This window comes from Pacificimonas flava (assembly GCF_000342165.1).
Taxonomy (GTDB): Bacteria; Pseudomonadota; Alphaproteobacteria; order Sphingomonadales; family Sphingomonadaceae; genus Pacificimonas; species Pacificimonas flava.
Genome location: NZ_AMRV01000011.1, coordinates 15,246 through 39,098, shown reverse-complemented (window position 1 = coordinate 39,098; position 23,853 = coordinate 15,246). Strand labels below are relative to the sequence as shown.

Genomic DNA, 23,853 nt, shown 5'->3' with positions numbered 1-23,853 from the left:
GCCGCATCCGTAAGACGCGGCAAAGAAAAAGCCCCTGCGCGGCCGTTCGCTGCGCAGGGGCTTTTCGTTTTGAACAGGATGCGGGACCGTCAGGTCGCGTCGATCGACAACAGGCTGGCGTTCCCGCCCGCGCTGGTCGTGTCGACCGTCACGACCCGCTCGACGGCGAAGCGGGGCAGGTAGTTCGGCCCGCCCGCTTTCGGTCCCGTTCCGGAAAGCCGCTCGCCGCCAAAGGGCTGCGACGCAACGATGGCGCCGGTCATGGAGCGGTTCACGTACAGATTGCCGACGCGCGCCTCATTCGCGACCTGATCGGCAGCATCGACGATGCGGCTATGAACGCCCATGGTCAGCCCGAAGCCGAGCGCATTCACTCGGCGCACCGTTTCCGCCAGCTGCCCCTGTTTCCATGTGGTCACGTGCAGGATCGGCCCGAACCATTCTTGCTCAAGATCTTCGATCTCGCTCAGGCGCACGATGGAGGGCGGCACGAACGTATCCGTATCCGGCACATCGATCTGGTGCACGATCCGCTCACGCACGCGCTGCAGATAATCGTTCAGCTTGGTTTGCGCATCCGTGTCGATAACGGGGCCGATGTCGGTCGCTGGGTCGACCGGATCGCCGGCGATCATGGTATCCATGGCGCCCGCCAGCATGTGCAATGTCCGGTCGTAAACGTCTTCCTGCACCAGCAGCAGACGCAGGGCAGAGCAGCGTTGTCCCGCCGACAGGAACGCGCTGGCGATCACGTCCATGACGACCTGTTCCGGCAGTGCGGTGGAATCGACGATCATCGCATTCAGGCCGCCCGTTTCCGCGATCAGCGGTACGATCGGCCGCGTATCGTCTTCCGCCAGCGTGCGCTGAATCCCCTTCGCCGTCTTGGTCGAGCCGGTGAAGGCGATGCCGGCCACCCGCTTGTCGCTGACGAGTGCCTGGCCCGGTTCCGCCCCACCTGGCGCAAGGTGCAGGACACCGCGCGGAATGCCGGCCTTGTACGCAAGGTCGACGGCCGCCTTCGCGATACGCGAGGTTTGCGGCGCGGGCTTGGCGATGACGGTATTCCCTGCCACCAGCGCTGCGGCCATCTGGCCAGTGAAGATCGCCAGCGGGAAGTTCCACGGAGCGACGCAGCCGAAGACGCCGCGTCCTTCCAGCCGCAGGGTGTTCGTCTCTCCCGTCGGTCCGGGCAGCGGCATCTCCGTGAAGTCCGCACGGGCGCGGCGGGCATAGTATCGGCAGAAGTCGATGGCCTCGCGCACTTCGTCCACGCAGTCCTGATAGGTCTTCTTCGCTTCCTTCGCGCACAGGCCCATCAGCGGGATCATGTCCTCCTGCATCAGGTCGGCCAGTCGCTCCAGCGCGGCCGCACGCGTTTCCACCGGCAGGTCCGACCATTCGTGAAAGGCGAGGGAGGCCGTGTCGATCATCTCCGACACCTGCTCGGCCGTGGCGTCTTCGGGGCGCGGCGGCAGTTCGAAGTTCCGTATCGACTCATGAACCTCTTCCAGGATCTGGGAGTCGTTGAGGTCCAGTCCGGCGGAATTGCGGCGTGCCGGCTCGAAAATGTCCGAGGGCAGCGAGATTGCCGGGTGGGGGGTGCAGTTCACCTTCTCGATCTTTTCGACCGGGTCGGCGAGCAGGTCCGCAACCGGAATATTCTCGTCCGCAAGCTGGTGTACGAAGCTGGAATTCGCGCCGTTCTCGAGCAGACGCCGAACCAGATAGGCGAGAAGGTCGGAATGGCCGCCGACCGGCGCATAGATGCGGCAGCTATACCCGTCTTCCCGCACCAGCCGCTCGTACAGACCCTCGCCCATACCGTGCAGACGCTGGAACTCGAAGTCGCGGCGGTCGCCGGCCCAGTCTAGAATGGTCGCCACCGTCAGCGCATTGTGGCTGGCGAAGGCGGGGCGAATATGGTCCGATTCCAGCATGGCCTTCGAACAGGCGAGATAGCTGACATCCGTTGCGGGTTTGCGCGTGAATAGCGGGTAGCCTTCCAGCCCCTCCTGCTGCGTCAGCTTGATTTCCGTGTCCCAATAGGCGCCCTTCACCAGGCGCACGGACAGGCGGCGGTTCGTCTCCGCGCCCAGCGTGTCTGCCCAGCCGATCACGGCGCGGGCGCGCTTCGAATAGGCCTGCACGGCCATGCCAAGGCCGTCCCAATCCTTGATCCGCGGGCTGCGCGCGACCTGTTCGATCACGTCGAGCGAAATCTTCAGGCGTTCCGATTCCTCCGCATCGACCGTCATCAGGATGTTCGCTGCGGCCGCTTCCTCCGCGAGATTCTGTACCATCTCGGACAGTGCGGGGACGCAGGTTTCCGCATGCGCGGTCTCATAGCGGGGATGCAGTGCCGACAGCTTGACGGAAATCGAGTGGCCGTGATCGCGGTTCGATTGGCCCAGGCGGCGGATCGCGCTGCTATAGGCCTCGTAATAGCGCTCCGCATCCTCATAGGTGCGCGCCGCCTCGCCCAGCATGTCGAAGCTGGCGGTGAAGCCGCGGTGCGCCTTGTTGTCCATGCGTTCCATCGCTTCCTCGATGGTCTGACCCATGACGAACACCTTGCCCATGACGCGCATCGCCGCGGCGACGGCGGTGCGCACGAAGGGCTCCGACGTCCGGTTGATCAGGCGGGAAAGGGCGGTCTTCTTCGCCTCGTCGCCGACAAGCGCCCGCGTGACGACCAGCCCCCAGGTGGCGGAGTTCACGAGCGCGGAGGGGCTTTTCGACCGATGCGAGCCCCAGTCCGCGTCGCCGATCTTGTCGGCGATCAGCAGGTCGCGCGTCTGCTGATCGGGGACGCGGAGGAATGCTTCCGCCAGTGCCAGCAGCGCCACGCCCTCGTCCGTGTTCAGTCGGTATTCGTGCAGGAAGGTGGCGACCCAGCTGTCCCGCTCGGCGCGTTTGATGTCCGCCAGAAGGCCGAGAGCGGTATCCTCGATCCGTTCGCGCTCGGACGGTTCCACCCTTGCCGGCGGGATCAATCCCTTCAGCACTTCCGCTTCGGGCGCCCGGTGCATGGCGCGCATGTCTTGCAGATATTCGTCGAGGCTGGCGGTGGTCATAGGTGGCGAGTCGTCCTTCACAGGGTTAGAAAATCGGCCATAACAGCCGGTGGAGGGCACTTAAATGGCAGTTTCATCGATCACGCCGGACGAATTTGTCCAGCGGGACGGAAAAGACATCGGAACCTCTGACTGGTTCGAGGTAACGCAGGATGTCATCGATAAGTTCGCCGATGCCACCGGCGATCACCAATTCATCCATGTCGATCCGGAGCGGGCGAAGCAAACGCCCTTCGGATCGACCATTGCGCACGGGTTCCTGACGCTCTCCCTGATGCCGGTCCTGGCATATTCGGTTCTGCCGCCCGTCGAGGGAACGAAGATGGGGGTGAACTACGGGTTCGACAAGGTCCGATTGATGGCTCCGGTGAAATCCGGAAAGAAAATCCGGGCGAATTTCAAGGTTAAGGAGGCCAAGGAGCGCGGTAAGGGCATTCTCCAGGCGGTTTACGATGTGACCGTGGAAATAGAGGGAGAGAAGAAGCCTGCGCTGAAGGCGGAATGGATCACTTTAACCTACGTATAAAAAACTCCATTATTTGTTAGTCGAAGGGAAATATTCTATGCGCAACGCCGTTATCGTATCCACTGCCCGCACGCCGATTGGCAAGGCCTATCGCGGTGCGTTCAACAATACGCCCTCGCCGACGCTTGCCGGCCATGCGATCAGCGAGGCGGTGAAGCGCGCCGGCATCGACGGCGCCGAGGTCGATGATGTCGTACTGGGCGCGGCGCTGCAGCAGGGCGTGCAGGGGGGCAACATCGCGCGCCTGTCCGCTCTGCGTGCCGGGCTTCCCGTTTCGGTATCGGGCATGTCGGTGGACCGCCAGTGCGCGTCCGGCCTGATGGCCATCGCAACGGCCGCCAAACAGATCGTCGTCGACAATATGGACGTCGTCGTCGGCGGCGGCGTCGAGAGCATCTCCATGGTGCAGACGCCGGAAATGCGCACGGGTGTCGACAAGGAACTCGTCGAGATGCAGCCCGACATCTACATGCCCATGCTGCAAACGGCAGAGGTCGTCGCCTCCCGCTACAATGTCAGCCGAGAGGCGCAGGACGAATATGCGCTGCAATCGCAGGAGCGCACGGCCGCGGCGCAGCAGGCCGGCAAGTTCGATGACGAGATCGTGCCCCTGACGCGCAAGATGATGATGAAGAACAAGGAAACCGGAGAGGTCTCCGAGCACGAGATGACGCTGGAAAAGGATGAAGGCAATCGTCCCGAAACCCAGCTGTCCGGCCTTCAGGGACTGCAGCCGGTCCTCGGCCCCGACAAGAACATAACGGCGGGCAACGCCTCCCAGCTTTCCGACGGCGCCTCGGCCTCCGTCCTGATGGAGGCGAAGGAGGCCGAGCGCCGCGGCCTTACGCCGCTTGGCCGCTATGTCGGCATGGCGGTTGCGGGCCTTGCACCGGACGAGATGGGCATCGGTCCCGTCTACGCCATTCCGAAGCTTCTGAAGCAGACCGGCGTGTCCATGGACGATATCGGGCTGTGGGAACTGAACGAGGCGTTCGCCGTGCAGGTCATCTATTGCCGCGACAAGCTTGGCATTCCGAACGACCGGCTGAACGTCAATGGCGGCGCCATCTCGATCGGCCATCCCTATGGCATGTCCGGCGCGCGCATGACGGGCCATGCGCTGATCGAGGGCAAGCGTCGCGGCGTCAAATATGTCTGCGTGACCATGTGCGTCGGCGGCGGCATGGGGGCGGCCGGGCTGTTCGAGGTGCTTTGACGTGAAGTCTCGTCCGGGCGCGGCGCCGGGTTGCCGCGCCCGGACGTTTTGAAAGGAACCAACCGCCGCAATTTCTGTTGACGAGGCACATGAAAACGCAAGCCTTATCAGGAGATTATCATGGCGAATGCGGACGAGAAGTTTCAGAAGAAGTTCTGGAATGCACTGGACAAAAGCCCTTTCGTGATGCTGGCGCTCAGCGGCAATGATCGCGGCCACAGCCAGCCCATGACGGCGCAGTTCGACGATGATTTCTGCGACCAGCTCTACTTCTTCACCTCTTCCGACAACGGCTATGTGAAGGGCCTTCAGGCCGGCCAGTCGGATGCCGTGGTCAGCTTCTCCTCTAAGGGCCACGATCTTTTCGCTTCGCTGCACGGCCGGCTCAGCATCGACAATGACGAGAAGAAGATCGATAAGTTCTGGTCGAAGACGACGGCCGCCTGGTTCGACCAGGGTCGCGAGGATCCGAAGATCACGCTGCTGCGCCTCGACCTCGGCAGGGCGGAAATCTGGGAGGCGGACAATGGTTCGTTCCTTGAGGAGATGTTCACCGCCGTCGTGAAGGACAATGCCTGGCACGCCGCCAAGGAGCATCAAACCGAAACGCGCTTCGCCGGCTGAGCGGAACTACCATATTTATCGAGAAGGGCCCCGCCGGATCACGGCGCGTGGCCCTTTTCTAGTCGCCCCCCTTTGTTTGGCGTGAGTGGAGTGCAGCGCCGCAATCAGTCCCACAGAGCACGCTTGGGCGGATAAACGTCGCTTCCGGTGAAGCGCAGGCCATGCTCCCGGTTTTTCGCGATCAACAGGAGGCCGTCCAGATCGTCGAAATGGCCGTTCATCGCGGTATAGAAGGCGGGCGCGATGCCCGGCGACGTCGAAAGCAGCGGCCCGTATTTTTTCTAGGCGAACAAGCGGATTGCCGATTTGTCGACGACCGCTTTTGCCGCTAGGAGGGGGCGGCGCCTCGGGGTAAGGCGCGGGGGTTTAGCGGGTTTGTCCATGTCGTTTCGTAATGTGTTTCTGGCCGCCGCCGGCACGCTTGCCCTGACGGTGCCTGCGGGCACGGTGGCGCAGGAAACCGATCTGACGGCGCCGGAGGGGATCGACCCGCAGGTGCTGGGAGCCACGACGCTGCCGGCGCGCGGACATGATCCGATGGCCGCCATCGACGTTGCGGAGGATCCCGTCCTCTCCCTGTCGGAACGGGCCGCGCCGATGGCGGCGTTCCGTGACGCCATATCCAGTGCCGTTGCCCGCAATCCGAGCATCGATGAGGCACTGGCCAATCTGAGCGTCGCCGACGCCCAGCGCGACGAGGCGCGCGCCGGCCTGTTTCCAGACGTGACGATCGGCTTTCAGGGCCGGCAGACCATCGACCGGGAGTTTTCAAACGACCCGGACAATGTGCTGGAGAGGTCGCGCTCGCTGTCCCGCTACGACGCCACCGCCTCGGTCGAGCAGGCGATCCTCGACTTCGGCGCCACCTCTGCGCGGATCGTCGCTGCGACTCACCGGATGAAGAGCGCGGCGTTGGAAATCGATGCCACGGCAGAGCGGGTTGCGCTCGCGGCCGTTGCGGCATGGTATGATGTGTTCGCCTACCGCGCGCTCGTCTCCCTGTCCGAAAGTTTTCTTGCCAACCAGCAAAAGGCATTGGCTTCCATCCAGGACCGCATCGATCAAGGCGTCAACGCCCCCGGCGATCTTGCGCGCGTAGAATCCTCGATCGCTCTGACGGGCACTGGGCTTGCCCGCTATCGGCGCCAGCTCGCCAATGCCGAGGCGCGATACACCGAGCTGATCGGTGCGCCGCCGCCGCAGGGACTGATGCGCGCGCCTGCGCCCGACATGCCGGCGATGAGCCGCGAGATGGCGGAGTATCTTGCGCGGACGTCGCCCGCAGTGGAGGCCGCGCAGGAGCGTGCCCGCGCAGCCTATCACGACAGCCGCGCGACGAAGGCGGACCGCTTGCCTCGGGTCGTCGCCGGGGTCGACGCCGGTCAATATGGTATCTTTCGCGATCGGGAGGGCGAGGATTACGACGTCCGCGCTCGCGTATCGGTACAGCAGCGCTTCTTCGCCGGAACATTTGCCCGGGCGGATGCGGACGTGGCCCGCGCCGATGCCGCGCAGGCGCGGGCGCTCGGGCTGGAGCAGGAGGCCGTGCGTGAGGCGCTGATCGCGTGGGCCGACATGGACGCGCTCGAGGATCAGCTTGCGGCGCTTTCGGAAAATTACATTGCCAGCCGCCGGACCCGGGACGTGTTGGCCGAACGGTTCTTCTACGCGCGCGGATCCCTGTTCGACGTGCTGCAGGCGGAGGACAATTATTTTGCCGTTGCAGGCAATTATATTCAGGCGCTGACTGAACGGGATTCGGCGCGCTATGTGCTGCTTGCACGCACGGGCCGGCTGCTCGATGCGCTGGCGATTCCGACGCAGGAGAGTGCCGAGTGAGGGGGGAACTGGAGTTCGAGGGGAAGCCGCCGCGCTTCGCCGACTGGCTGATGGAGCCGATGCGGCGCAACCGCCCGATCTACATGCGCGTGGCGCTGGCGGCGGTCTTCATCAACATTTTCGCACTCGCCTCCAGCCTGTTCACCATGGTCGTCTACGACCGGGTCGTGCCCAACAACGCCGTGGACTCGCTCATCGCGCTGTCCATCGGCCTCGCCATCGTCGTCATCTTCGATTTCATTCTCAAGCTGCTGCGCTCCTATTTCACCGATATTGCCGGTGCGTCCATCGACCGGGAGGTTGGCGCCAGCGTCTTCCAGCAGCTTCTGAAGGTGCGCCTCGATGCGAAGAAGGGATCGACCGGCGCGCTTGCGGGTCTGATGCGGGAACTGGAGACGCTGCGCGACTTTTTCGCCAGCGCGACCATTACCGCGCTCGTCGACGTGCCGTTCATCCTGCTGACGCTCAGTGTCATCGCACTTATCGGCGGGCCTGTGGTGTTCGTGCCGCTCGCCATGGTGCCGCTCGTCATTCTCGCGGGCTATCTGACGCATCCGGCGCTCGACCGGCTGAGCGCGCGGAACATGGGGCAGGGGCTCTTGAAACAGTCGGTTCTCGTGGAAACCATCGGCGGTCTCGAAACCGTGAAGACGACAAATGCCGGCTATCTGCTCACAAACCGCTGGATCGGCGCCATTGACGAGCATGCCTCCACCTCGCTGCGCCAGCGCCTGATCGCCAATCTGGCGACGACGCTGGCGCAGAGCGCGCAGATGATTTCCTATGCCGGCGTCGTGATCGTTGGCGTCGGTTTGATCGCGGAGCGCGAACTGTCCATGGGCGGCCTTATCGCCTGCTCGATTCTCGGCGGGCGTGCGGTTGCGCCGCTCGGGCAGATCGCCAGCCTGCTTTCGCGTCTCAGCACGACCCGCGCCGCCTATCGCCAGATCAACGGCCTGATGGCAACGCCCGTCGAGGGGCCGGCGGGGGAGGCGTTCAAGCTGGGCAAGGCACGCGGCGAGATCGAGTTTCGCGGCGTCAGCTTCAAATATCCCGATACGGCCGATCCGGCACTGGAGAATGTCAGCTTCAAGATTCAGCCTGGCGAGAAGGTGGCACTGCTCGGCCGCGTCGGATCCGGCAAATCGACCATCGCGAAGCTGATCCTCGGCCTCTACCCGCCGGCTGAGGGCACGGTTCTTCTCGACAGCCTCGACGTGCGGCAGATCGATCCCGCCACCCTGCGCGAGAAGGTCGGGTCATCGCTGCAGGAAACGGTGCTGCTGTCCGGTTCGGTTCGCGACAATATCATCCTCGGCCGACCGAATGTGGATGATGAGGAAATGCTGCGCGCGGCCCAGATCGCCGGCACGCACAGCTTCATGCAGCATGTGACGAACGGTTATGATCGCCGGCTCGCCGACCGGGGGGAGGGGCTGTCCGGCGGTCAGCGGCAATCCATCGCGCTCGCCCGCGCGCTCGCCGGCCGTCCGCAGATTCTCCTTCTCGACGAACCTTCTAGCCAGATGGATGCGCAGACCGAGCAGCAGGTTCTGGGTGCACTGCAAAAGGAACTTGCCGGCAGAACGCTGGTGGTCGTCACGCACCGCCCGCCCTTCCTGAAGCTGGTGGACCGCATCATCCTGATGGACAGGGGCAAGGTCATTGCAGACGGTCCGCGCGATGAAGTCATGAAACTGCTTCAGAAGCAGGGCGCGGTCCCCGCCGCAGGCACGGGGGCGGCCCGGCCTGAAGCGAAACCGGCGGATCGCGGCCTCATCACCTCCAGCATCCGGGCGGGCGACAACAGGCCGGGCGGTGCGCCGCCAGATGGTAACAAGCCGGGGGGCAATTCGTAACGCCATGGCGACCTTTCTCGAAGATCGTATGGAGAGTTTGCGTCCGCGTTCGGCGGCCAACATCCTGCTTTTCATGGTGGTGCTGATCGTCGTCACCTTCGGCATCTGGGCCGCTCTGACGGAACTCGACGTCGTCGTACGCGGTCAGGGACGCGTCGTCCCCTCCTCACAGCTTCAGATTGTCTCGAACCTGGAGGGCGGAATCGTCGAGCGTATTTACGTCGATCAGGGCGATACGGTGGCGAAGGGCGATCCGCTGATGTCGTTGGACCAGACGGAGACGGGCTCCAATCTCGGCTCCACCCAGGCAGAGGTGAATGCACTCACCGCGAAGATCGCGCGTCTGGAGGCCGAAGTGGCCGGCCGGGAACCCATATTCCCGGGCGGCGGCGATCCGGCGATGCGCGAGCAGGTGGAGATCGAACGCTCCCTGCATGCCAGCCGCATGGCCGATCTCGCCAGCCTGACGAACGCCGCGAGCGCGCGGGTGCAACAGTCGCTGCGCGCGGTGGCGGAGGCCGAGGCGAACCTTGCGTCCCGCAGATCGTCGGCGACAGCTGCGCGCGCGGAGGTCAACCTGCTGCGTCCGCTGGTGGAGCGCGGCATCGAACCGCGTCTTTCCCTGATCCAGGCCGAGTCGCGGGCGGACGTTGCGGAAAGCGAGATCGCGGCGGCCGAGGCCAGTCTGACCCGCGCCCAGTCCGCCGTCGTCGAGGCGCGCGCGAGTCTGGAACAGCAGCGGCAGGACTGGCGCGCCCGGGCGGCCAGCGAACTCGCCGCCGCCCAGAGCGAGATCGCGTCGCGTCGCCGTACGCTGCCGGCGCTCGCCAGCCGCGTCGACCGGACCACCGTCCGCGCACCCATGAACGGACGCGTCAACCGCGTGCTGAAATCCACCGTCGGCGGCAGCGTGTCACCGGGTGAGGCGCTCGTGGAGATGGTGCCCATGAACGACCAGCTCCTCGTGGAGGCGCGGATTCAGCCGAAGGATATCGGCTTCGTCGCCATCGGGCAGGAGGCGAAGGTCAATATCACTGCGTACGACCCGACCGTGTATGGCGGCCTGGAGGGTGAGGTCGTGACCATCAGCCCGGACTCCAGCATTGATGAGCGGACCGGCGAGATCTATTACGAGGTGGATGTCCGCACGGACGAGAACGCCATCGTCGATCGGTATGGCGACCGGCTTGAAATCGGCTCGGGCATGACGGCGGAGGTCAGCCTTTTGGGCAAGAAGCGGTCCATCCTCAGCTATATCTTCCGCCCCATCACGCGCTTGCAGCAGAACGCGTTTCGGGAGTGATGGGAAGCGGGTGCGAGCCCGGCCGTCTCCTTCAGACGGACTCGTCCGACGCCTTGTCCTGATCGTCTCGTGGCCAGCGCGACCCCGGCATCAGGAACAGGTCCGTGTCCTCGGTTCTCACGCCGGCAGCGGTCAGCATGGCATGGACCTGACCCCGGTGATGCGTCTGATGGTTGAACAGGTGAGTGGCGACGACCCAGACGGGCGCTCTTGCGTGCTGCTGCGAGGAGCCGCTGAACCATTCCAGCACTGAAGCGAGCGCGGCCTTGCCAAGGCTCGCAGTCCAGCTTTCCATCAGCACGTCCGTCTCGTGGCGCGCCGCCCGCATCGCCGCCCATTCACCACCATAGGATGCGCTGTCCTTCTGCAGGACGCCGGGGCGCGCACATTTATCGAACCGGGACAACCAGACATGGTCCGCCCACAATATGTGCGCCAGGGTTCCGTGAATGGATCCGAAGAAGGCGCCGCGATCACGCATCCGCTCTTTTCCGTCCAGCGTGGCGGCCGCGGCGTAGATGGCATCGTTCTGCCAGCGATTATATGCCGCCATCGTTCTGACGTGGCTGCGGGAAATCATTCCTTTGTGTCCTTCCGACCGTCAAAACGAAAGGGGCCGCCCGCAGCATCTGCGGACGGCCCCCAACTTTCTACGAGAATCCGCTTCAGGCGAAGAGGATCTCCACAGCGTCGACCGGCTGGCCGCCCATGTCGACAAGCAGGTCGGCGACGCCGTCGCCGTCCGTATCGCCCATCAGCATGGTGTTGCCGCCATCGTCTTCGTAGCGAAGCTCGCCGGCCGTGCCCGAGAAAGCATCTTCCCCGATCCACGAGAAGCCGTCATTCGCTTCCGTGCCCGCATCAGCGTCGATCCCCGTCAGGTCGATGGTTTCGCCCGCTGCCAGATCGGTAATGACGTTGATCTCTCCGTCGGCCACATCGAACACGAACGTGTCGATGCCCGCACCGCCGGCTAGCGTGTCGGCGCCGCCGCCTGCGGACAGCGTGTCGTCTCCGGCGAGGCCATACAGGATGTCATCGCCGTCGCCGCCCATCAGCACGTCGGCGCGGCGACCGCCGTACAGCGTGTCGTTGCCAGCGCCGCCTTCCAGCGTGCCGCCAATCGAGCCCGCCTGCATCAGATCGTCGAAATCGGTGCCGATGATCCGCTCGACACCGATCAGTCGGTCGCCCGCCGCTGCACCGGACACGCCGCTATACTGCGTGACGACGATGCCCTCCTCGGCATTGGCATAGCTGACCGTGTCGAAGCCTGCACCGCCATCGAACGTGTCGGCACCGCCGCGACCCATCATGAAGTCGTCGCCGGCATTGCCGCGCAGGATGTTGTCGGCGTCGTTGCCCATCAGCACGTCATCGCCCGAACCGCCCGTGGCGTTCTCGATGACGACGCCGTTCGCGATGGTGTAGCCGCCCCAGATCCCGTCGAGGAAGGAGACGACACCGCCACCGGTGGGCGAGTAGTCGAGCGTTGCCGCCAGAAGGTCGATCTGGGCATCGAGCGCGCCGCCGTAGCGGATTTCGTCGGTACCCGCGGAATCCCAGATCGTCTGGTAGTAGGTGCCCTCTTCATTGACGTCGAGCAGTTCATAGACATTGTTGCCGGTTTCGCGTTCGGTGACACCATAACGCTCCTGCAGGACGGCAATGTCGAATGCGCTCAGCGTGCCGGACCAGCCGCTGTCGATGTTCGCGCCGGTGTAGGGCGTCGGACCGTTCGGACCGGTGTCCCAGGCGTCGTTGTACGACATGACCGTGTAGACACCCTGGTTGAGGTCGTAGAGGCCCAGCGACGACGAACCGGCAACACCAAGCATGACGTCCGAACCGCCGCCCTGATCGTGCGGATGGGCGAGGCCATGTGCGTGACCGAACTCGTGCAGGATGACGGCGAAGGCGAAGCCGCCCTTTTCCAGGCTCTGCTGCTGGTCGAACGTCCAGCCGCCCGACAGGACGTTGAAGACGCCGATTCCCTGACCTTCGCCATAGGCCGGATCCTGCGGATAGAAATAGGCGCCGTACTGTTCCGATTCCGTCTTCAGCAGGCGGAACGTCGCTTGGTCGACGTCGGTCGTGATCTCGTAATTGACGCCCAGGATGCGCTCGAACTCCTCCAGCGCCTCCATGACCTGACCTTTTTCAAAGTCGTTCCAGTCAATGGTGACCATCGGGTTGCCGTCATCGCCGGTTTCGCCGAAATTCTCGTCGGAATCGCCGAAATAGACATAGGCCGTCGGAACGCCGTCAACGTCCGTGAACGGCACGTTGGCCGCATTTTCCCAGCGGATCGAATCGAGCGGATCGAGTTCGCTGAGCGGCGAACCGGTCACGTCGAGCGTGTAGCCGCCGGTTTCGCCCGGATAGGCCAGAACGTCGACATAATAGGTGCCGCTCTCCTGAACGAGATAGCTGAGACCCGAACTGACATCGCTCGGGAAGCCGAGATCGTCGTTCGAGGCGACGAGCACGCCCTCGGAATTGTAGAGACCAAGGATGGTGTCGAGTTCATTATCCGCAACCGGAAAGCTGGTCGCGCCGCCAGACAGGAAGAAGTTGTAGATCTGCCCGGCTTCCAGCTGGATCTGGTAGGTATCGACGTCTTCACTGACCTCGATGTGCCCGAACGTCGCGCCGAGGCCGATCTCGACGGCATCCGCAAACGTGTCCGGCACCTCGTCTGCCTCCGGCATCTCCCAGACGTCGAGCGTCCAGTCACCGGTGTCGATGGAGGGGTCGCCCTCCGCAACCGTGAAATAGGACGTGAGACCCAGATAGTAGGTGCCCGCCGTCGCCGCCGTGAAGGTGATGAGCGACGTGCGGCCGAGACCGCCATCGTCGTCTTGCACCAGCACATTGTCGTCGGAATCGAACAGAACGAGATACGGATCCTCGATACCGCCTTCCTCTGCGCCGCGATAAGCGAACGAGTAGGTCTGTCCGGCTTCCATCTCGATGGAAACGAAGTCGAATTCTTCCGTACCAGACAAGGATCCGGTCAACGAGAAATCGGCCTCGACCGCAATCGTACTGTCTGCCTGGGCAGCCGTGAAGATGAAGTCGGCATCGACATAATCGGCGATGCTGATCGTGCCCTCATAACCGTCGAAACCGCTTTGGATCGCCAGTCCCTTGCTGTCGCAAGCAACGCAGCCACATCCCGTATGCGTAACCGATTTTTCGGTCGCAAGGTAAGATTCGGAAATTCGCATGAACCGCCCCTCTCCTGATTTAAGTGTCCCCGCGTTCCTCCCTGGCCCGCGAATGAACGGAGGAAACTACTTTTCCCCTTGCCTAGCAAGGCGTTTTCACGAAGAATTTGTGGAGGCGTTAACGATATTCGGCAATGCCGTAGGGATTGAACCGCATGATCGGAAAACAATCTTACAGAGCGGTAACTTTATGCTGCGCCGCCCTCCTGGCAGCGTGCACGGAAGGCGCTGTCGGAGGAGGTCGCGACTCGGCGGAAACCGGCGCATCCCTCGAACGGGCGGCGGTCGAGGAGGCACCGAACGACGCGCCGGATGCGGATGCGCAGGAGGTGTCGGGCCGGCCCGATCGCCCCGCTGTAGCAAGCGGTTCCGAAGGCCAAATGGCCGCTGGGGCAGAAAGCAGGAGTGCTGAGTTGCGAGACGAGAGCAAACAACAGCGGCAGGAGGATTCCGGCGCACGTGCAGGCGAGCCGGTTGGGGGATTGCCCTGGGCGGGAACGCGCAGCTTCGATACGCTCGACGAATATCTTGCCTATCTCGACCACGGCGCGGCCATCGGAAAGCCGCACTATAAGGAAATCGAGCCGGACCTGTTCGTTCTCGTGCCGGGAAAGATGACCGACGCGCCGAAGAACGATCCCATCACCCGCGAGGCGCTGGCGCAGAAACTCGGGTTTTCGGAGAGCGAGTGACGCCTCTCGCCAGGCGATTGATGGCTTCACCCCTCGGCCCCGACGTGCGATACGCGCCGCGCTTCTGAATTGAACGTGCCGCATAGTCGCGCCGCGATGGGGCGAGAAGAGGTTTGTTATTTCGAACTCCTGTTCCGTCGGCGGTGTCGCTGTGCTGGTGCCGGCGCGCTATCGATCCCAGCGCTTCCCCGGCAAGCCTCTGACGCCGATCGTGGGTGCGGGCGGAACGCCGCGCCCCCTCGTCGTTCGCAGCTGGCAGGCGGCCACAGCGTCCGGCTTTCCAAGCTGGGTGCTGACGGATGACGAGCGCATCGCGGACTGCGCCGCCTTGGCCGGCGCCAAGGTTCTGATGACGCCGGAGCGCTGTGCCAACGGTACGGAACGCTGCGCCGCCGCACTCGGCGACCTGGCGAAGGATACAGAAATCCTGGTCAATCTGCAAGGCGATTCACCCTTGGTGCCGCACGGGCTGATCGCGCATCTGGTGTCGGAGCTGCGCGCCCGCCCCGCTGCCGCCATGGTGACGCCGGTCTTCGCGGCGCCGAGGGCGGTCCGCCAACGCTTGATTGAGGACTGGTCAGCGGGGCGGGTCGGCGGCACCAGCGCCGTCTTCGGTGCGGGCGGCCGCGCACTCTATTTCTCGAAGCGTCCGCTGCCCTACGGCGTGGAGGCGGACGAGACGCTGCCGCTTCACCTTCACATCGGCATCTATGCCTATCGCCGCGCGGCGCTTGCGGCATACCCCGGCCTTCCCGCCTCGCCGCTGGAACTGGCAGAGGGGCTGGAACAGCTTCGTTTCCTGGAAAACGGCCTCAGGGTGGATGTGGTGACGATTCCCCCCGTGCCGGACTTCTGGGAGGTCAACAATCCCGGCGACGTTCCCATTGTCGAGCGCGCCCTGGCAATGCGCGGGACCGAGTGATGCGATTGCTCGGACAAGAGGTGGGGCCGGACCGGCCATTTTTCCTGATCGCCGGCACCTGCGTTATCGAGAGCGAGGACAGCGCGCTCGAAACGGCGCAGGCCATCGCGGAGATCGCCCGCCGCCTCGGTATCTTCACGGTCTACAAGTCCAGTTTCGACAAGGCCAATCGAACCGCGCACGACAGTTTTCGCGGACCGGGCCTTCAGGAGGGGCTTCGAATCTTGCAGCGCGTGCGAGAGGCGACTGGTCTGCCTGTCCTGACGGACGTGCACGAAACGGCTCAGGTCCAGCCAGCGGCGGAGGTGGCCGATATCCTGCAGGTGCCGGCCTTCCTCGCGCGCCAGACCGACCTCGTCGCCGCGGCCGCGCGAAGCGGGCGGGCGGTGAACGTCAAGAAGGCGCAGTTCATGGCGCCCGAGGATACGCTGCCACTCGTTGCAAAGGCGCGCGCCGCGAACCCGGCCGTGCCGCTGATGCTGACCGAGCGAGGCGCCGCCTTTGGCTACAACACCCTTGTCGTCGATATGCGCGGGCTGGCAGTGATGCGCGCATCCGGCTGCCCGGTCATCTTCGATGCGACCCATTCGGCGCAGCGGCCGGGCGGCGAGGGGACACGCTCGGGCGGGGACCGGCGCAGCGTGCCGGTGCTGGCGCGCGCGGCGGTGGCGGCCGGGATCAGCGGTTTGTTCATGGAGGTGCATCCGGACCCCGATCGCGCGCTTTCCGACGGGCCGAACAGCTGGCCGCTGAGCCGGTTGGAACCCCTGCTGCGTTCGTTGATGGCGCTGGACGCGGCGGCAAAGGCGCAGCCCTATGCCGAGGATACGCTCTGACGGTCAGGCCGCCGCCTGCAGCGCCTCGTGATGGGCGATGGCGTCCTCGATCCGGTCGAACGGGCGCAGCCTTCCGTTCTCCAGCACGGCCCCGCGCCGGCAATATTGCTTCAGCGTCGCGGGATCGTGGCTGACCATGATAAGGGTGCGGTTCTGCGAACGTTCGGTCAGCGCGGCAGCGCTGCGTTCGCGAAAGCGCACATCACCGGCGGCGGTGATCTCGTCCACCAGATAGCAGTCAAAGTCGATGGCCAGGCTGACAGCGAAGGCGAGGCGGGCCTGCATGCCGGCCGAATAGGTGCGCACCGGCTGGCGCAGGAACGGCCCCAGCTCCGCGAACTCCTCGACAAAGCGGATCAGGCGGACGGGATCGCGGCGATAGATGCGGGCGATAAAGCGCGCATTGTCCGCGCCTGTCAGGCTGGACTGGAAGCAGGAACCGTATCCCAGCGGCCAGCTGACAGACATGCCGCGATGGACCCGCCCGCCGCTTTGGCGTTCGGTGCCGCCGATGATGCGCATCAGCGTGGACTTGCCGGCACCGTTCGCACCGCAGATGCCGATCGCGTCGCCCGCATCGACGCGCAGGTCGACCCCGCGAAGGACCGTCTTCGAAAATCCGCGCAACTTGTAGCGCTTCGTGACCGCGTCTAGCCGAATCATGGTGCATCGTCTTTAAGCCGCGCGGCGGTGCCGGGGAAAGGTTGGGGCAAAGGATGCGGCGGTTTTCGGTTTTTTCTCGGGCGGCCCTGATCGCCGGCTCTTCCGCGCTTGCGTCCTGTGCCACGCTGCCGACGAGCGGGCCGACGACGGCCCAGGTGCTGAGCGAGGAGGCCGCTGCCGCCGCCGCGATCGGCTACCGGATTGTCGAGATCGACGCGGCGACGACGGCGACCATGGCGGATTCGGCGCCGTCCTCCGCACCGCTGGCCGTTCTGGCCGAGAGCGCGACGCCGGTCGCGACCGGGTTGATCGGCGCTGGTGACACGGTGGAGGTGACTTTGTTCGAGGTGGGGGCCGGGCTGTTCGGTGCGGCCTCGCCTGCGGCCGGGTTCGATCCGTCCGCGCGCGGGCGCAGCCTCGGCGCCTTTCCCGTCTCACCGGATGGGCGTATCGACCTGCCCTATGCCGGCACGTTGCAGGTGGGCGGTTTGACACCGGATGCCGCCGCGCGGCGCATCGAAGCCGCGTTTCGCGGTCTCAGCCAGCAGCCGCAGGCCCAGGTGCGACTGACGGAGCGCGTGTCCTCCAGCGTGCTTTTCTCCGGCGCGGTGGCGCAGCCCGGCCGCTTCGCACTCTCCGCTCGCCCCGAAACGCTGACGGAGGCGCTGGCCATGCGCGGCGGCCCTTCGGCTTCCGCAGCCGATCTCGATCTGCGCCTGACGCGGGGGGACAGGAGCGTCTCGGTGCCGCTGCGTTCGCTTCTGGCGGGCAGCGCCGGCGACATCGTCCTGCGCCCCGGGGACCGTGTCGAGCTGCTGCCCGGTCGGCGGTCCATCCTCGCCTTTGGCGCGATGAATGCGGTGCGCGAAATCCCGTTCGAGACGGCGAGCGTGTCGCTGGCGGAGGCCATCGCCCGCGCCGGCGGACCCAGCGACGCGCGCGCGGATCCCAGCGCCGTCTTCGTCTTTCGCGACGATCCGCAGACGCCGACGATCTACCGCCTCGACCTGCTGCGCCCCTCCGGCTATTTTCTGGCCCAGCGATTTCCGATGCGCGACAAGGATCTGATCTACGTCGCGAACAGCGCGTCCAACCAGCCATCGAAGCTGATCGACATCATCAATCGCTTGTTCCAGCCGCTGTTCACCATCGAACAGCTTACGAACTAGGGCGCGTCCGGCTCAGGCGGCGTGTTCCCGAACGCCGGCCAGCAGCAACCAGCCGATCCCATAGGCCAGCGTCAGCCCGGCGAAGATGGTGAGGAGAATGGTCGCGCGCTTCGGATAGAGCGCCTCGTCGGGCAGATTCGGTTCGACGACGCGCACGACGAACAGGTTCTGACGCAGCGCCTGGTCACGCGCCTCCTCATAGGCGGCGGCGGCAAGCTCGTAGCGTTTGGCGGCGAATTCCTGCCGCAGGCGCAGATCTTCGTAATCGCCGACACGGGCGGAGAGGGAATCCTGCCGGCCGGCAAGCACCGCCTCTGCACCCGCGACCTCTCCGGCGAGCGCGGCGATCCGGCGGCGGAGGGCAACCCGCTGCGGGCTGTCCTCCGCCAGCGCGCCGGCCATCGCCCGCTCCTGCGCGCGCAGTTCGGCAAGCTCCGCGCGCAGGCCCGCGGACAGCTCCACCTGCGCCGCGCCGCTCGCTTCCGGATCCACCTGCTGCTCGCGGCGGCGGTAGCTGGCAATCCCCGCCCCGACGCGGGCAAGCTCCCCCTCTGCCAGGGCAAGCTGTTCCTGCGCCGCCTCCAGCAGGCGCTCCCCGGCGCGGGCGTTGAGGGCGTTCACCCGGTCCTCGCCCAGCGCCAGCAGCGTATCAGCCAATGCCTTCGAATCCGCCGCGCGGTAGGTGTGGACGGTCAGGTTGGCGATGCCCGTGTCGGGATCGACAAAGACCTTCACCCGGTCGTCATAATGTTCCGCAAGGTCCTCCGCGCTGGGCGCGGCATCCCACAGGCGAGAGAGGAGGTCCGCCTCCGGCCGGCGGAAGATTGCCGTCAGATCCAGTCGTTCGTCCGCGGCGGCGGCGGCATCGTGGGACGTCAGGTAGGCAGCGACGGCCTTTACCTCGCCCGCCGCCGCGCTGCCGGCGCCGAGGCCGATCATCTGGGCGAGGCCGCCGGCGCCGATGCTGGGCGTCCCGCCGTCCGCCGACCGCACCAGGAACTGTGCACGGCTTTCATACTGATCGGCGGCAAAGCCGTAGAGCCAGATTGCCGCCAGCAGCGTCGGCAGCAGCACGAAAAGGCTGAACGGCAGGGCGCGCCGCCAGCGGGGCGCGGCCTCATGATCGATGTCTGTCAGCAGATAGGGTGGGGTCTGGCGGTCCATCGGCGCGGTCCTAGTTGATCTGCACGTGACTGCGAACCGCGCGCACTGCCAAGAGGCCGGCGAGCAGGACGCCCGCGCACCAGAATGCGAGATAGACCGGCTCCACATAGGTATCCTCGGCGGCGGAGAATTGGCCGTAGCGGATCAGTTCGAACATCTGCGTCATGGGAAATTTCGCAACCCAGTCGCGGTAGGGCTGCGGCAGCCAGGACACCATGTAGAAGGCGCCCGACAACGGCAGCAGGATATAGCTGATCGGGTGGACGAATTTTTCGACCACACGGTTCTCGTTCGTCGCCGCCGTGACGATCAGCGCCAGGCCGAAGGACCAGACCCACAGATAGGCGATGCCCGCCAGCATCGCGAGCGGCCGCTCGGGCGGCTGCGCATAGCCGAACAGGACCGCCGCGGTCAGAAGAAGCGCGAGCACGGAGAGAATGCTGCCGAGTTCCAGCAGCGCGCGGGCCAGCACCATGTCGAAAATCGTGACCTGTCGGTGATAGAGCAGCGGCCCGTTCGATTCCAATATGCCCTCCGCCCGGGTGAAGATGCTGCGAAAGAGGATGAAGGTCGAATAGCCGATAATGGTGAAGGGGGCGGGGTCGATGCCGTGCCCGTCCGCGCCCCCTGGCGCGCCGGCATGGATCGCCAGCACCGCCAGCGTCAGGATCGCCGGCTCCACGAACATCCACAGATAGCCGATATTGTCGCGGCCGTAGCGCGTGTGGATCTCGCGCATCAGCAGCGCGCCGACGACGTTCGCCTGCACGGCAAGACCTGTCTTTAGGGCGGCTGCGCTCATGGCAGGCTCTTTTCCGCCGCGGCGAGGACGATGTCCAGATGCCGGTCCCACCCGGGCGACTGCCAGTCCGCCGCCGGCTTGCCGCGCGGACCGGATGCCGTATCGCGGATCGCCGCCATCCAGCCTTCCCCGTCCAGCGGGCTCAGATACCGTGCCGCCGCGCCCGCGACTTCCCGGTGGGCAGGGATGTCGCTGGCGAGGACCGGCGTCCCGACGCTCAGCGCCTCGGCAACTGGCAGGCCGAAGCCCTCCGAGAAGCTGGGCATCAGAAGGGCGTGCGCCCCCCGATAAAGAGCCGCCAATTCCCGCTCCGGCAACGCGCCGAGTTCGCGCACATGCGGCTGGATGCCCGGCGCACGCTCCAGCAGGTCGACGACCTGCTCGTTCTCCCAGCCGCGCCGCCCCACAAGGAGCAGTTCCGGGATTTCGGCGTCCCGCCGTTCCTCGGCCATTTTTCTCCAGACATGCAGCAGAAGGAGGTGGTTCTTGCGCGGCTCGATGGTGCCGACCATCAGGAAATAGGGCCGGTCTCGCCGCGCGGACTCCGCGCATGGAAGCGCGTCGATACCCAGCGGCGCAATGGCGATGGCGGGTGCCGGCCAGCCGCTCCAGTGCCGGGCAAGGCCCTCGGCCGTCGCCGTCGAATTGGCGATCACGGCGAAGGCTTCCCGCCGCAGCGTCTCGATGCGCCGAGCATGTTTTTCGGCGCCGCCGGGCCGCGCATATTCGGGATGCGTGACCGGGATCAGGTCGTGTACCAGCGCGGTCAGTGTCGCGTTGAGGCGGTTCTTCATATGCGCGATCCGTCGCGGCCGGTGCAGGTTCGCCGGGGATGCCAGGATCAGCGCCGCGGTCTTGCCTCCGTCCGGCGCGCGCGGCCGAATCCGCGCGAGGCTGGCGAGCGCGCCGCGATCTCCGCCGCCCGCCCGGCCGTGCCATCTCTCCTGCGTCTCGTCGAGAAAGCGCGCCACGTCCTGGTCCGCAAGACGACCGAACGCGCCGGAGGGGTGGCGCGCGCAATATCCGAAATCCCCGCCGGCAAGATCGGGCAGGCGCCGGGCATAGCTCATCTCCACCCGGTCGACGCCGGTCGGCGCGCTATGGCGAACGCGGCTGAGCAGACGCGACAGGTCGAGATAGAAGCGGCGCCGGGCCATGGGTTTCAGGCTGCTCTGGCGAGGGGGTCGGCATAACCGCCGGTCAGCTGCGGCATGGCCGCCGCGATGAGCGCGGCGCGGCCCTTCGCGCAGCCAGGGTCCCCGGGAATCTGCGCCTTCGCGACGACGAGCGCCCGGAAATCGTCGAAAAGTGCGGAGTCGGGCGCGGACGGCCGGTGCCAGAAGTCCGCCAATGGCTTCCCATCGGTCAGACCGGGCACGTTGTAGATCGCGCGGCCGAGCGCCTTGACCGGGATGCCGCGCTCGAGAGCGGGCAGGGCGGCCGTACTGTTGACCGTCACCATGCCCACGGTATGACCGAGCATCTGATGCAAGTCTCCTCCGGGTGAGAAATGGACGCGCGGCGCCGCGCACAGGGCGCGCCAGTTGACGAGGCCATTGTCGAGCGGGTGCCGCTTTACGAGAAGGTGCGTGTCGGCGGGGGCGGACGCCGCGAAACTTGTGAGGATCGCGCGGAGCGCCGCCTGCATCGAGCCCTCTTCCGAATGAGAGCGCAGCTGAAAGTCGCAGTCCAGTTGCAGCGGCAGAAGGAAGTGGCGCCGCCCGGCGACGCCAGCCTGCGCCTTCGCGGTTTGCTGTTCTTCACGGGAGCGCAGCAGATGCCGCTTTACATATCCCAGCCCTTCCGTCAGCGGCGCAGCGCCGCGATGCCAACGCACATGCGGGAATTGCAGCGCCACCTTCGACACATGCGCGCGCGTATAATAGCGTACGGCCTCGCCGGCGCGCGGCTGCGTTCCGGTCACGGGCGGCGGCACCGTTTCAATTCTGGCAGCGGCGCGGCGAATGGTACCGGGGTCGCGGGGCAGGGCGGAATGGCCGTTCACGCCGCCGCGCTCCAGCGTCATGTAGCCGGGCCGGAAATAGGCCTCCTCGAACACATGCACGGCCGCGCCGAAAATCCGGGCGGTGTCGATTGCGGCGCGGTGGATGGGGCGGCAGTCGCCATAGAGGACCAGACTGTCGATCCTGTGCCGTCCCATCATCGACTGCACCGCCGCCGGCCAGTCCGTCATCCGCCCGCGATAGGCGGTGCCCCGCGGCCAGTCGTGAACGTCGCCGCCGTGAAAATTCACGCGGTGTACGACATGACCGGCGCGCTGAAGCGCATCGCCCAACTCGTGGAAGAACGGGCCTTGGGGGCCCTGCAGGAACAGGAAGCGCTTCATCCGGCGCGGCGCAGCGCGTTGCGGGCGCGCCCCTGCCAGCGGCGCGCGCGCGTCAGAAGCGTTTCGGAGGGCGACGCCGCGGACAGGCGCCGCACCAGTATTTCGGGCGGGCAGGGAAGGCCGGTCTCCGGATCCATATAGCGGGGATAGAGGATGAGGGCCGCCGCGACGAGTTCGTCCAGCATTCGCCGCGCCGTGCGCCGGCCGGGCACCTTGCCGCGGTCTTCGGTCAGGCCCCAGCCGGCATAGAAGGGGGCGCCGTAGGTTGTAACCGGAACGCCGCGCAGCAGCGCCTCGAATCCCGTCAGCGACGTCAGCGTGTGGACGGCATCGACCTGGTCCAGCAGCGACTCCAGGGAAGCGCCGCGCGCGGTCATGTCCGCCAGCCGGTCCGCCTCGGCCGGGGAGGGGCCGCCCGCGCGCAGGCCGGCCTCCACGTCCGGGTGCGGCTTGTAGATCAGAAAGGCGTCGGGCGCCGCCTCGCGAACGGCGCTCAGCAACCCGGCATTGGTATGGATGCCGCCGCCGCCCAGTTGCACCGAACGGTCGTCCTCCACCTGCCCCGGCACAAGGATGCGGGTGCGTCCCTTTGCGCTTTGCGGCAGCAGGACGGGAACGCCGCGTGCGCCATATTTGGCCAGCCTTGCGGAGACGATGGCCTCGCGCAGCGCGGCGGCACGTGCCGTCAGCGGCGCATCGAACCGGCCGTGCTGCAACAGCATCTCCAGGTCGCTGGGGCCGGAGGGGTCGTAATAGATGCCGTTACGGTCGACCGCGATCGACAGCGGCACGCGCAACTCGGCGCCCAGACCGATGGATCGCAGGAATCCGTCCTCGATCTGCCAATCACCGGGTTCCGCCTCCGCACGGCTGGGCCAGACGGCGCGCTCCGGTCCCGGCGGTGCGCCGCCCGCCCATAGGAACCGCTCGATCGCGCGGCGCTTCCACGCCGCAATGCCCGCTACGCTGCCGATTGCCCGGTTGCGGTCGATCTGGCGGCGCCACAGGCCGAGGAGCGCGATCGCCTCTTCCGGCTCCCACTCCTGCCCGGTGAAGGGGTTGCGGAAACGGACGTTTGGCGCCGCGAAGAGCGCGCGTGCAGTTTCCACTGCATCCGGCCACAGCTGTCCGCTTCCGGTTCGCACCGGCCGCCCGGCGAGCGCTGCCAGCGTACCGATCGGCGATCCCGTCTCCGCCACGACCGCCTCCGCCGCCTCGATGGCGGGCCAGGGATCGCAGCCCGGTTCCGGCGTCCAGCCTCGCGCTCCATCGTCGCTCAGCGTGAACGGGCCATTTGGCAAGCTGGACGGCGGACCCCAGAATGTGCCGCCCACCCGCGCACCTGCCAGCGCGGCGGCCAGTGCGAGGGCGCGTTCCCGGTCGATGGGGCGGGGCGGGGCGCCCGGCGCCTCGACGCAAACAGCTGACCTTTGCGGGTTCACCCAGGGAAAGGGCGGAGCCGCCAGCACCTCTACACTCGATAGCATCGTCAAACTTACACCCCCGCGCCGCACAAAGGCCGGTATCCGATGTCCCCTTAGCCGCAGACCATTACAGGCTTATGCCTTTCTTGCCCATGAAGCA

19 protein-coding genes are annotated in these 23,853 nt (G+C 65.8%); 10 read left to right on the top strand and 9 right to left on the bottom strand.

Going from position 1 to position 23,853, the window contains the following annotated elements:
- Window positions 1-89 precede the first annotated feature (89 nt).
- Window positions 90-3,077 (bottom strand): L-glutamate gamma-semialdehyde dehydrogenase, encoded by a 2,988-nt coding sequence (locus C725_RS12850; RefSeq protein ID WP_008603603.1) that lies wholly within the window; start codon window positions 3,075-3,077, stop codon window positions 90-92.
- A gap of 64 nt (window positions 3,078-3,141) precedes the next feature.
- Between C725_RS12850 and C725_RS12845 the strand changes: the two genes are divergently transcribed.
- The 6 genes from C725_RS12845 to C725_RS12820 all read left to right on the top strand — a co-directional run bounded on the left by C725_RS12845 (window position 3,142) and on the right by C725_RS12820 (window position 10,444).
- Complete coding sequence (locus tag C725_RS12845) at window positions 3,142-3,603, top strand: MaoC family dehydratase (protein WP_008603602.1); 462 nt, start codon at window positions 3,142-3,144, stop codon at window positions 3,601-3,603.
- 37 nt (window positions 3,604-3,640) lie between these two features.
- Window positions 3,641-4,819: an acetyl-CoA C-acyltransferase gene (locus C725_RS12840; RefSeq protein WP_008603601.1), complete on the top strand. Its 1,179-nt coding sequence runs from the start codon at window positions 3,641-3,643 to the stop codon at window positions 4,817-4,819.
- Between the two features lie 120 nt (window positions 4,820-4,939).
- Window positions 4,940-5,443, top strand: a complete 504-nt coding sequence (locus C725_RS12835) for a pyridoxamine 5'-phosphate oxidase family protein (RefSeq protein ID WP_008603600.1) — start codon at window positions 4,940-4,942, stop codon at window positions 5,441-5,443.
- A gap of 381 nt (window positions 5,444-5,824) precedes the next feature.
- Entirely contained in the window at window positions 5,825-7,282 is a 1,458-nt protein-coding gene (locus C725_RS12830; protein WP_051051419.1) for a TolC family protein, read from the top strand.
- Window positions 7,279-9,141, top strand: coding sequence for a type I secretion system permease/ATPase (locus C725_RS12825; protein ID WP_008603597.1), 1,863 nt, complete (start codon window positions 7,279-7,281; stop codon window positions 9,139-9,141). The genes C725_RS12830 and C725_RS12825 overlap by 4 nt, the downstream gene beginning before the upstream one ends.
- A gap of 4 nt (window positions 9,142-9,145) precedes the next feature.
- Window positions 9,146-10,444 (top strand): HlyD family type I secretion periplasmic adaptor subunit, encoded by a 1,299-nt coding sequence (locus C725_RS12820; RefSeq protein ID WP_008603596.1) that lies wholly within the window; start codon window positions 9,146-9,148, stop codon window positions 10,442-10,444.
- A 31-nt stretch (window positions 10,445-10,475) separates the two neighbouring features.
- On the opposite strand, the gene C725_RS12815 is transcribed toward C725_RS12820, so the two are convergent.
- Together C725_RS12815 and C725_RS12810 are read right to left on the bottom strand one after the other, a co-directional pair.
- Window positions 10,476-11,024, bottom strand: coding sequence for a DinB family protein (locus tag C725_RS12815; protein WP_078056285.1), 549 nt, complete (start codon window positions 11,022-11,024; stop codon window positions 10,476-10,478).
- Window positions 11,025-11,109: 85 nt separating this feature from the next.
- Window positions 11,110-13,674: a DVUA0089 family protein gene (locus tag C725_RS12810; protein ID WP_008603594.1), complete on the bottom strand. Its 2,565-nt coding sequence runs from the start codon at window positions 13,672-13,674 to the stop codon at window positions 11,110-11,112.
- Window positions 13,675-13,829: 155 nt separating this feature from the next.
- Here C725_RS12810 and C725_RS16240 point away from each other — a divergent pair, with 155 nt between their 5' ends.
- From C725_RS16240 to kdsA, 3 genes are all read left to right on the top strand, one after another.
- Window positions 13,830-14,366, top strand: a complete 537-nt coding sequence (locus tag C725_RS16240; protein WP_149864679.1) for a hypothetical protein — start codon at window positions 13,830-13,832, stop codon at window positions 14,364-14,366.
- Window positions 14,367-14,517: 151 nt separating this feature from the next.
- Window positions 14,518-15,288 carry a 3-deoxy-manno-octulosonate cytidylyltransferase gene (gene kdsB / locus C725_RS12800; RefSeq protein WP_008603592.1) on the top strand — a complete coding sequence of 257 codons (771 nt, stop codon included), beginning with the start codon at window positions 14,518-14,520 and terminating at the stop codon, window positions 15,286-15,288.
- Window positions 15,288-16,124 (top strand): 3-deoxy-8-phosphooctulonate synthase, encoded by an 837-nt coding sequence (kdsA, locus tag C725_RS12795; RefSeq protein ID WP_008603591.1) that lies wholly within the window; start codon window positions 15,288-15,290, stop codon window positions 16,122-16,124. Before kdsB ends, kdsA begins: the two co-directional genes overlap by 1 nt.
- A gap of 3 nt (window positions 16,125-16,127) precedes the next feature.
- Here kdsA and C725_RS12790 read toward each other — a convergent pair whose 3' ends face one another.
- Window positions 16,128-16,787 carry an ABC transporter ATP-binding protein gene (locus C725_RS12790; protein ID WP_008603590.1) on the bottom strand — a complete coding sequence of 220 codons (660 nt, stop codon included), beginning with the start codon at window positions 16,785-16,787 and terminating at the stop codon, window positions 16,128-16,130.
- Between the two features lie 53 nt (window positions 16,788-16,840).
- Here C725_RS12790 and C725_RS12785 point away from each other — a divergent pair, with 53 nt between their 5' ends.
- On the top strand, window positions 16,841-17,956 hold the full coding sequence (locus C725_RS12785) for a polysaccharide biosynthesis/export family protein (RefSeq protein ID WP_008603589.1): 1,116 nt from the start codon (window positions 16,841-16,843) through the stop codon (window positions 17,954-17,956).
- Window positions 17,957-17,968: 12 nt separating this feature from the next.
- On the opposite strand, the gene C725_RS12780 is transcribed toward C725_RS12785, so the two are convergent.
- From C725_RS12780 to C725_RS12760, 5 genes are read right to left on the bottom strand one after another with little or no spacing between them, the layout of a single operon-like run.
- Window positions 17,969-19,120, bottom strand: coding sequence for a KpsE/RkpR family capsule polysaccharide export protein (locus C725_RS12780; RefSeq protein WP_008603588.1), 1,152 nt, complete (start codon window positions 19,118-19,120; stop codon window positions 17,969-17,971).
- A gap of 10 nt (window positions 19,121-19,130) precedes the next feature.
- Window positions 19,131-19,922, bottom strand: coding sequence for an ABC transporter permease (locus C725_RS12775; RefSeq protein WP_008603587.1), 792 nt, complete (start codon window positions 19,920-19,922; stop codon window positions 19,131-19,133).
- Window positions 19,919-21,079 (bottom strand): glycosyltransferase family 4 protein, encoded by a 1,161-nt coding sequence (locus C725_RS12770; RefSeq protein WP_008603586.1) that lies wholly within the window; start codon window positions 21,077-21,079, stop codon window positions 19,919-19,921. The genes C725_RS12775 and C725_RS12770 overlap by 4 nt, the downstream gene beginning before the upstream one ends.
- A gap of 5 nt (window positions 21,080-21,084) precedes the next feature.
- On the bottom strand, window positions 21,085-22,269 hold the full coding sequence (locus C725_RS12765) for a capsule biosynthesis protein (RefSeq protein ID WP_008603585.1): 1,185 nt from the start codon (window positions 22,267-22,269) through the stop codon (window positions 21,085-21,087).
- Complete coding sequence (locus tag C725_RS12760; RefSeq protein ID WP_008603584.1) at window positions 22,266-23,756, bottom strand: capsular polysaccharide export protein, LipB/KpsS family; 1,491 nt, start codon at window positions 23,754-23,756, stop codon at window positions 22,266-22,268. Before C725_RS12760 ends, C725_RS12765 begins: the two co-directional genes overlap by 4 nt.
- Between the last annotated feature and the right edge of the window lie 97 nt (window positions 23,757-23,853).

What these genes read in the sequence shown, in the direction of transcription:
- C725_RS12790 (WP_008603590.1), bottom strand. Translation starts at nt 16,787, where the DNA reads ATGATTCGGCTAGACGCGGTCACGAAGCGCTACAAGTTGCGCGGATTT.
- C725_RS12820 (WP_008603596.1), top strand. Translation starts at nt 9,146, where the DNA reads ATGGCGACCTTTCTCGAAGATCGTATGGAGAGTTTGCGTCCGCGTTCG.
- C725_RS16240 (WP_149864679.1), top strand. Translation starts at nt 13,830, where the DNA reads ATGATCGGAAAACAATCTTACAGAGCGGTAACTTTATGCTGCGCCGCC.
- C725_RS12785 (WP_008603589.1), top strand. Translation starts at nt 16,841, where the DNA reads ATGCGGCGGTTTTCGGTTTTTTCTCGGGCGGCCCTGATCGCCGGCTCT.
- C725_RS12810 (WP_008603594.1), bottom strand. Translation starts at nt 13,674, where the DNA reads ATGCGAATTTCCGAATCTTACCTTGCGACCGAAAAATCGGTTACGCAT.
- C725_RS12770 (WP_008603586.1), bottom strand. Translation starts at nt 21,079, where the DNA reads ATGGCCCGGCGCCGCTTCTATCTCGACCTGTCGCGTCTGCTCAGCCGC.
- C725_RS12775 (WP_008603587.1), bottom strand. Translation starts at nt 19,922, where the DNA reads ATGAGCGCAGCCGCCCTAAAGACAGGTCTTGCCGTGCAGGCGAACGTC.
- C725_RS12815 (WP_078056285.1), bottom strand. Translation starts at nt 11,024, where the DNA reads ATGATTTCCCGCAGCCACGTCAGAACGATGGCGGCATATAATCGCTGG.
- C725_RS12760 (WP_008603584.1), bottom strand. Translation starts at nt 23,756, where the DNA reads ATGCTATCGAGTGTAGAGGTGCTGGCGGCTCCGCCCTTTCCCTGGGTG.
- C725_RS12835 (WP_008603600.1), top strand. Translation starts at nt 4,940, where the DNA reads ATGGCGAATGCGGACGAGAAGTTTCAGAAGAAGTTCTGGAATGCACTG.
- C725_RS12780 (WP_008603588.1), bottom strand. Translation starts at nt 19,120, where the DNA reads ATGGACCGCCAGACCCCACCCTATCTGCTGACAGACATCGATCATGAG.
- C725_RS12830 (WP_051051419.1), top strand. Translation starts at nt 5,825, where the DNA reads ATGTCGTTTCGTAATGTGTTTCTGGCCGCCGCCGGCACGCTTGCCCTG.
- C725_RS12850 (WP_008603603.1), bottom strand. Translation starts at nt 3,077, where the DNA reads ATGACCACCGCCAGCCTCGACGAATATCTGCAAGACATGCGCGCCATG.
- kdsA (WP_008603591.1), top strand. Translation starts at nt 15,288, where the DNA reads ATGCGATTGCTCGGACAAGAGGTGGGGCCGGACCGGCCATTTTTCCTG.
- C725_RS12840 (WP_008603601.1), top strand. Translation starts at nt 3,641, where the DNA reads ATGCGCAACGCCGTTATCGTATCCACTGCCCGCACGCCGATTGGCAAG.
- C725_RS12765 (WP_008603585.1), bottom strand. Translation starts at nt 22,269, where the DNA reads ATGAAGCGCTTCCTGTTCCTGCAGGGCCCCCAAGGCCCGTTCTTCCAC.
- C725_RS12845 (WP_008603602.1), top strand. Translation starts at nt 3,142, where the DNA reads ATGGCAGTTTCATCGATCACGCCGGACGAATTTGTCCAGCGGGACGGA.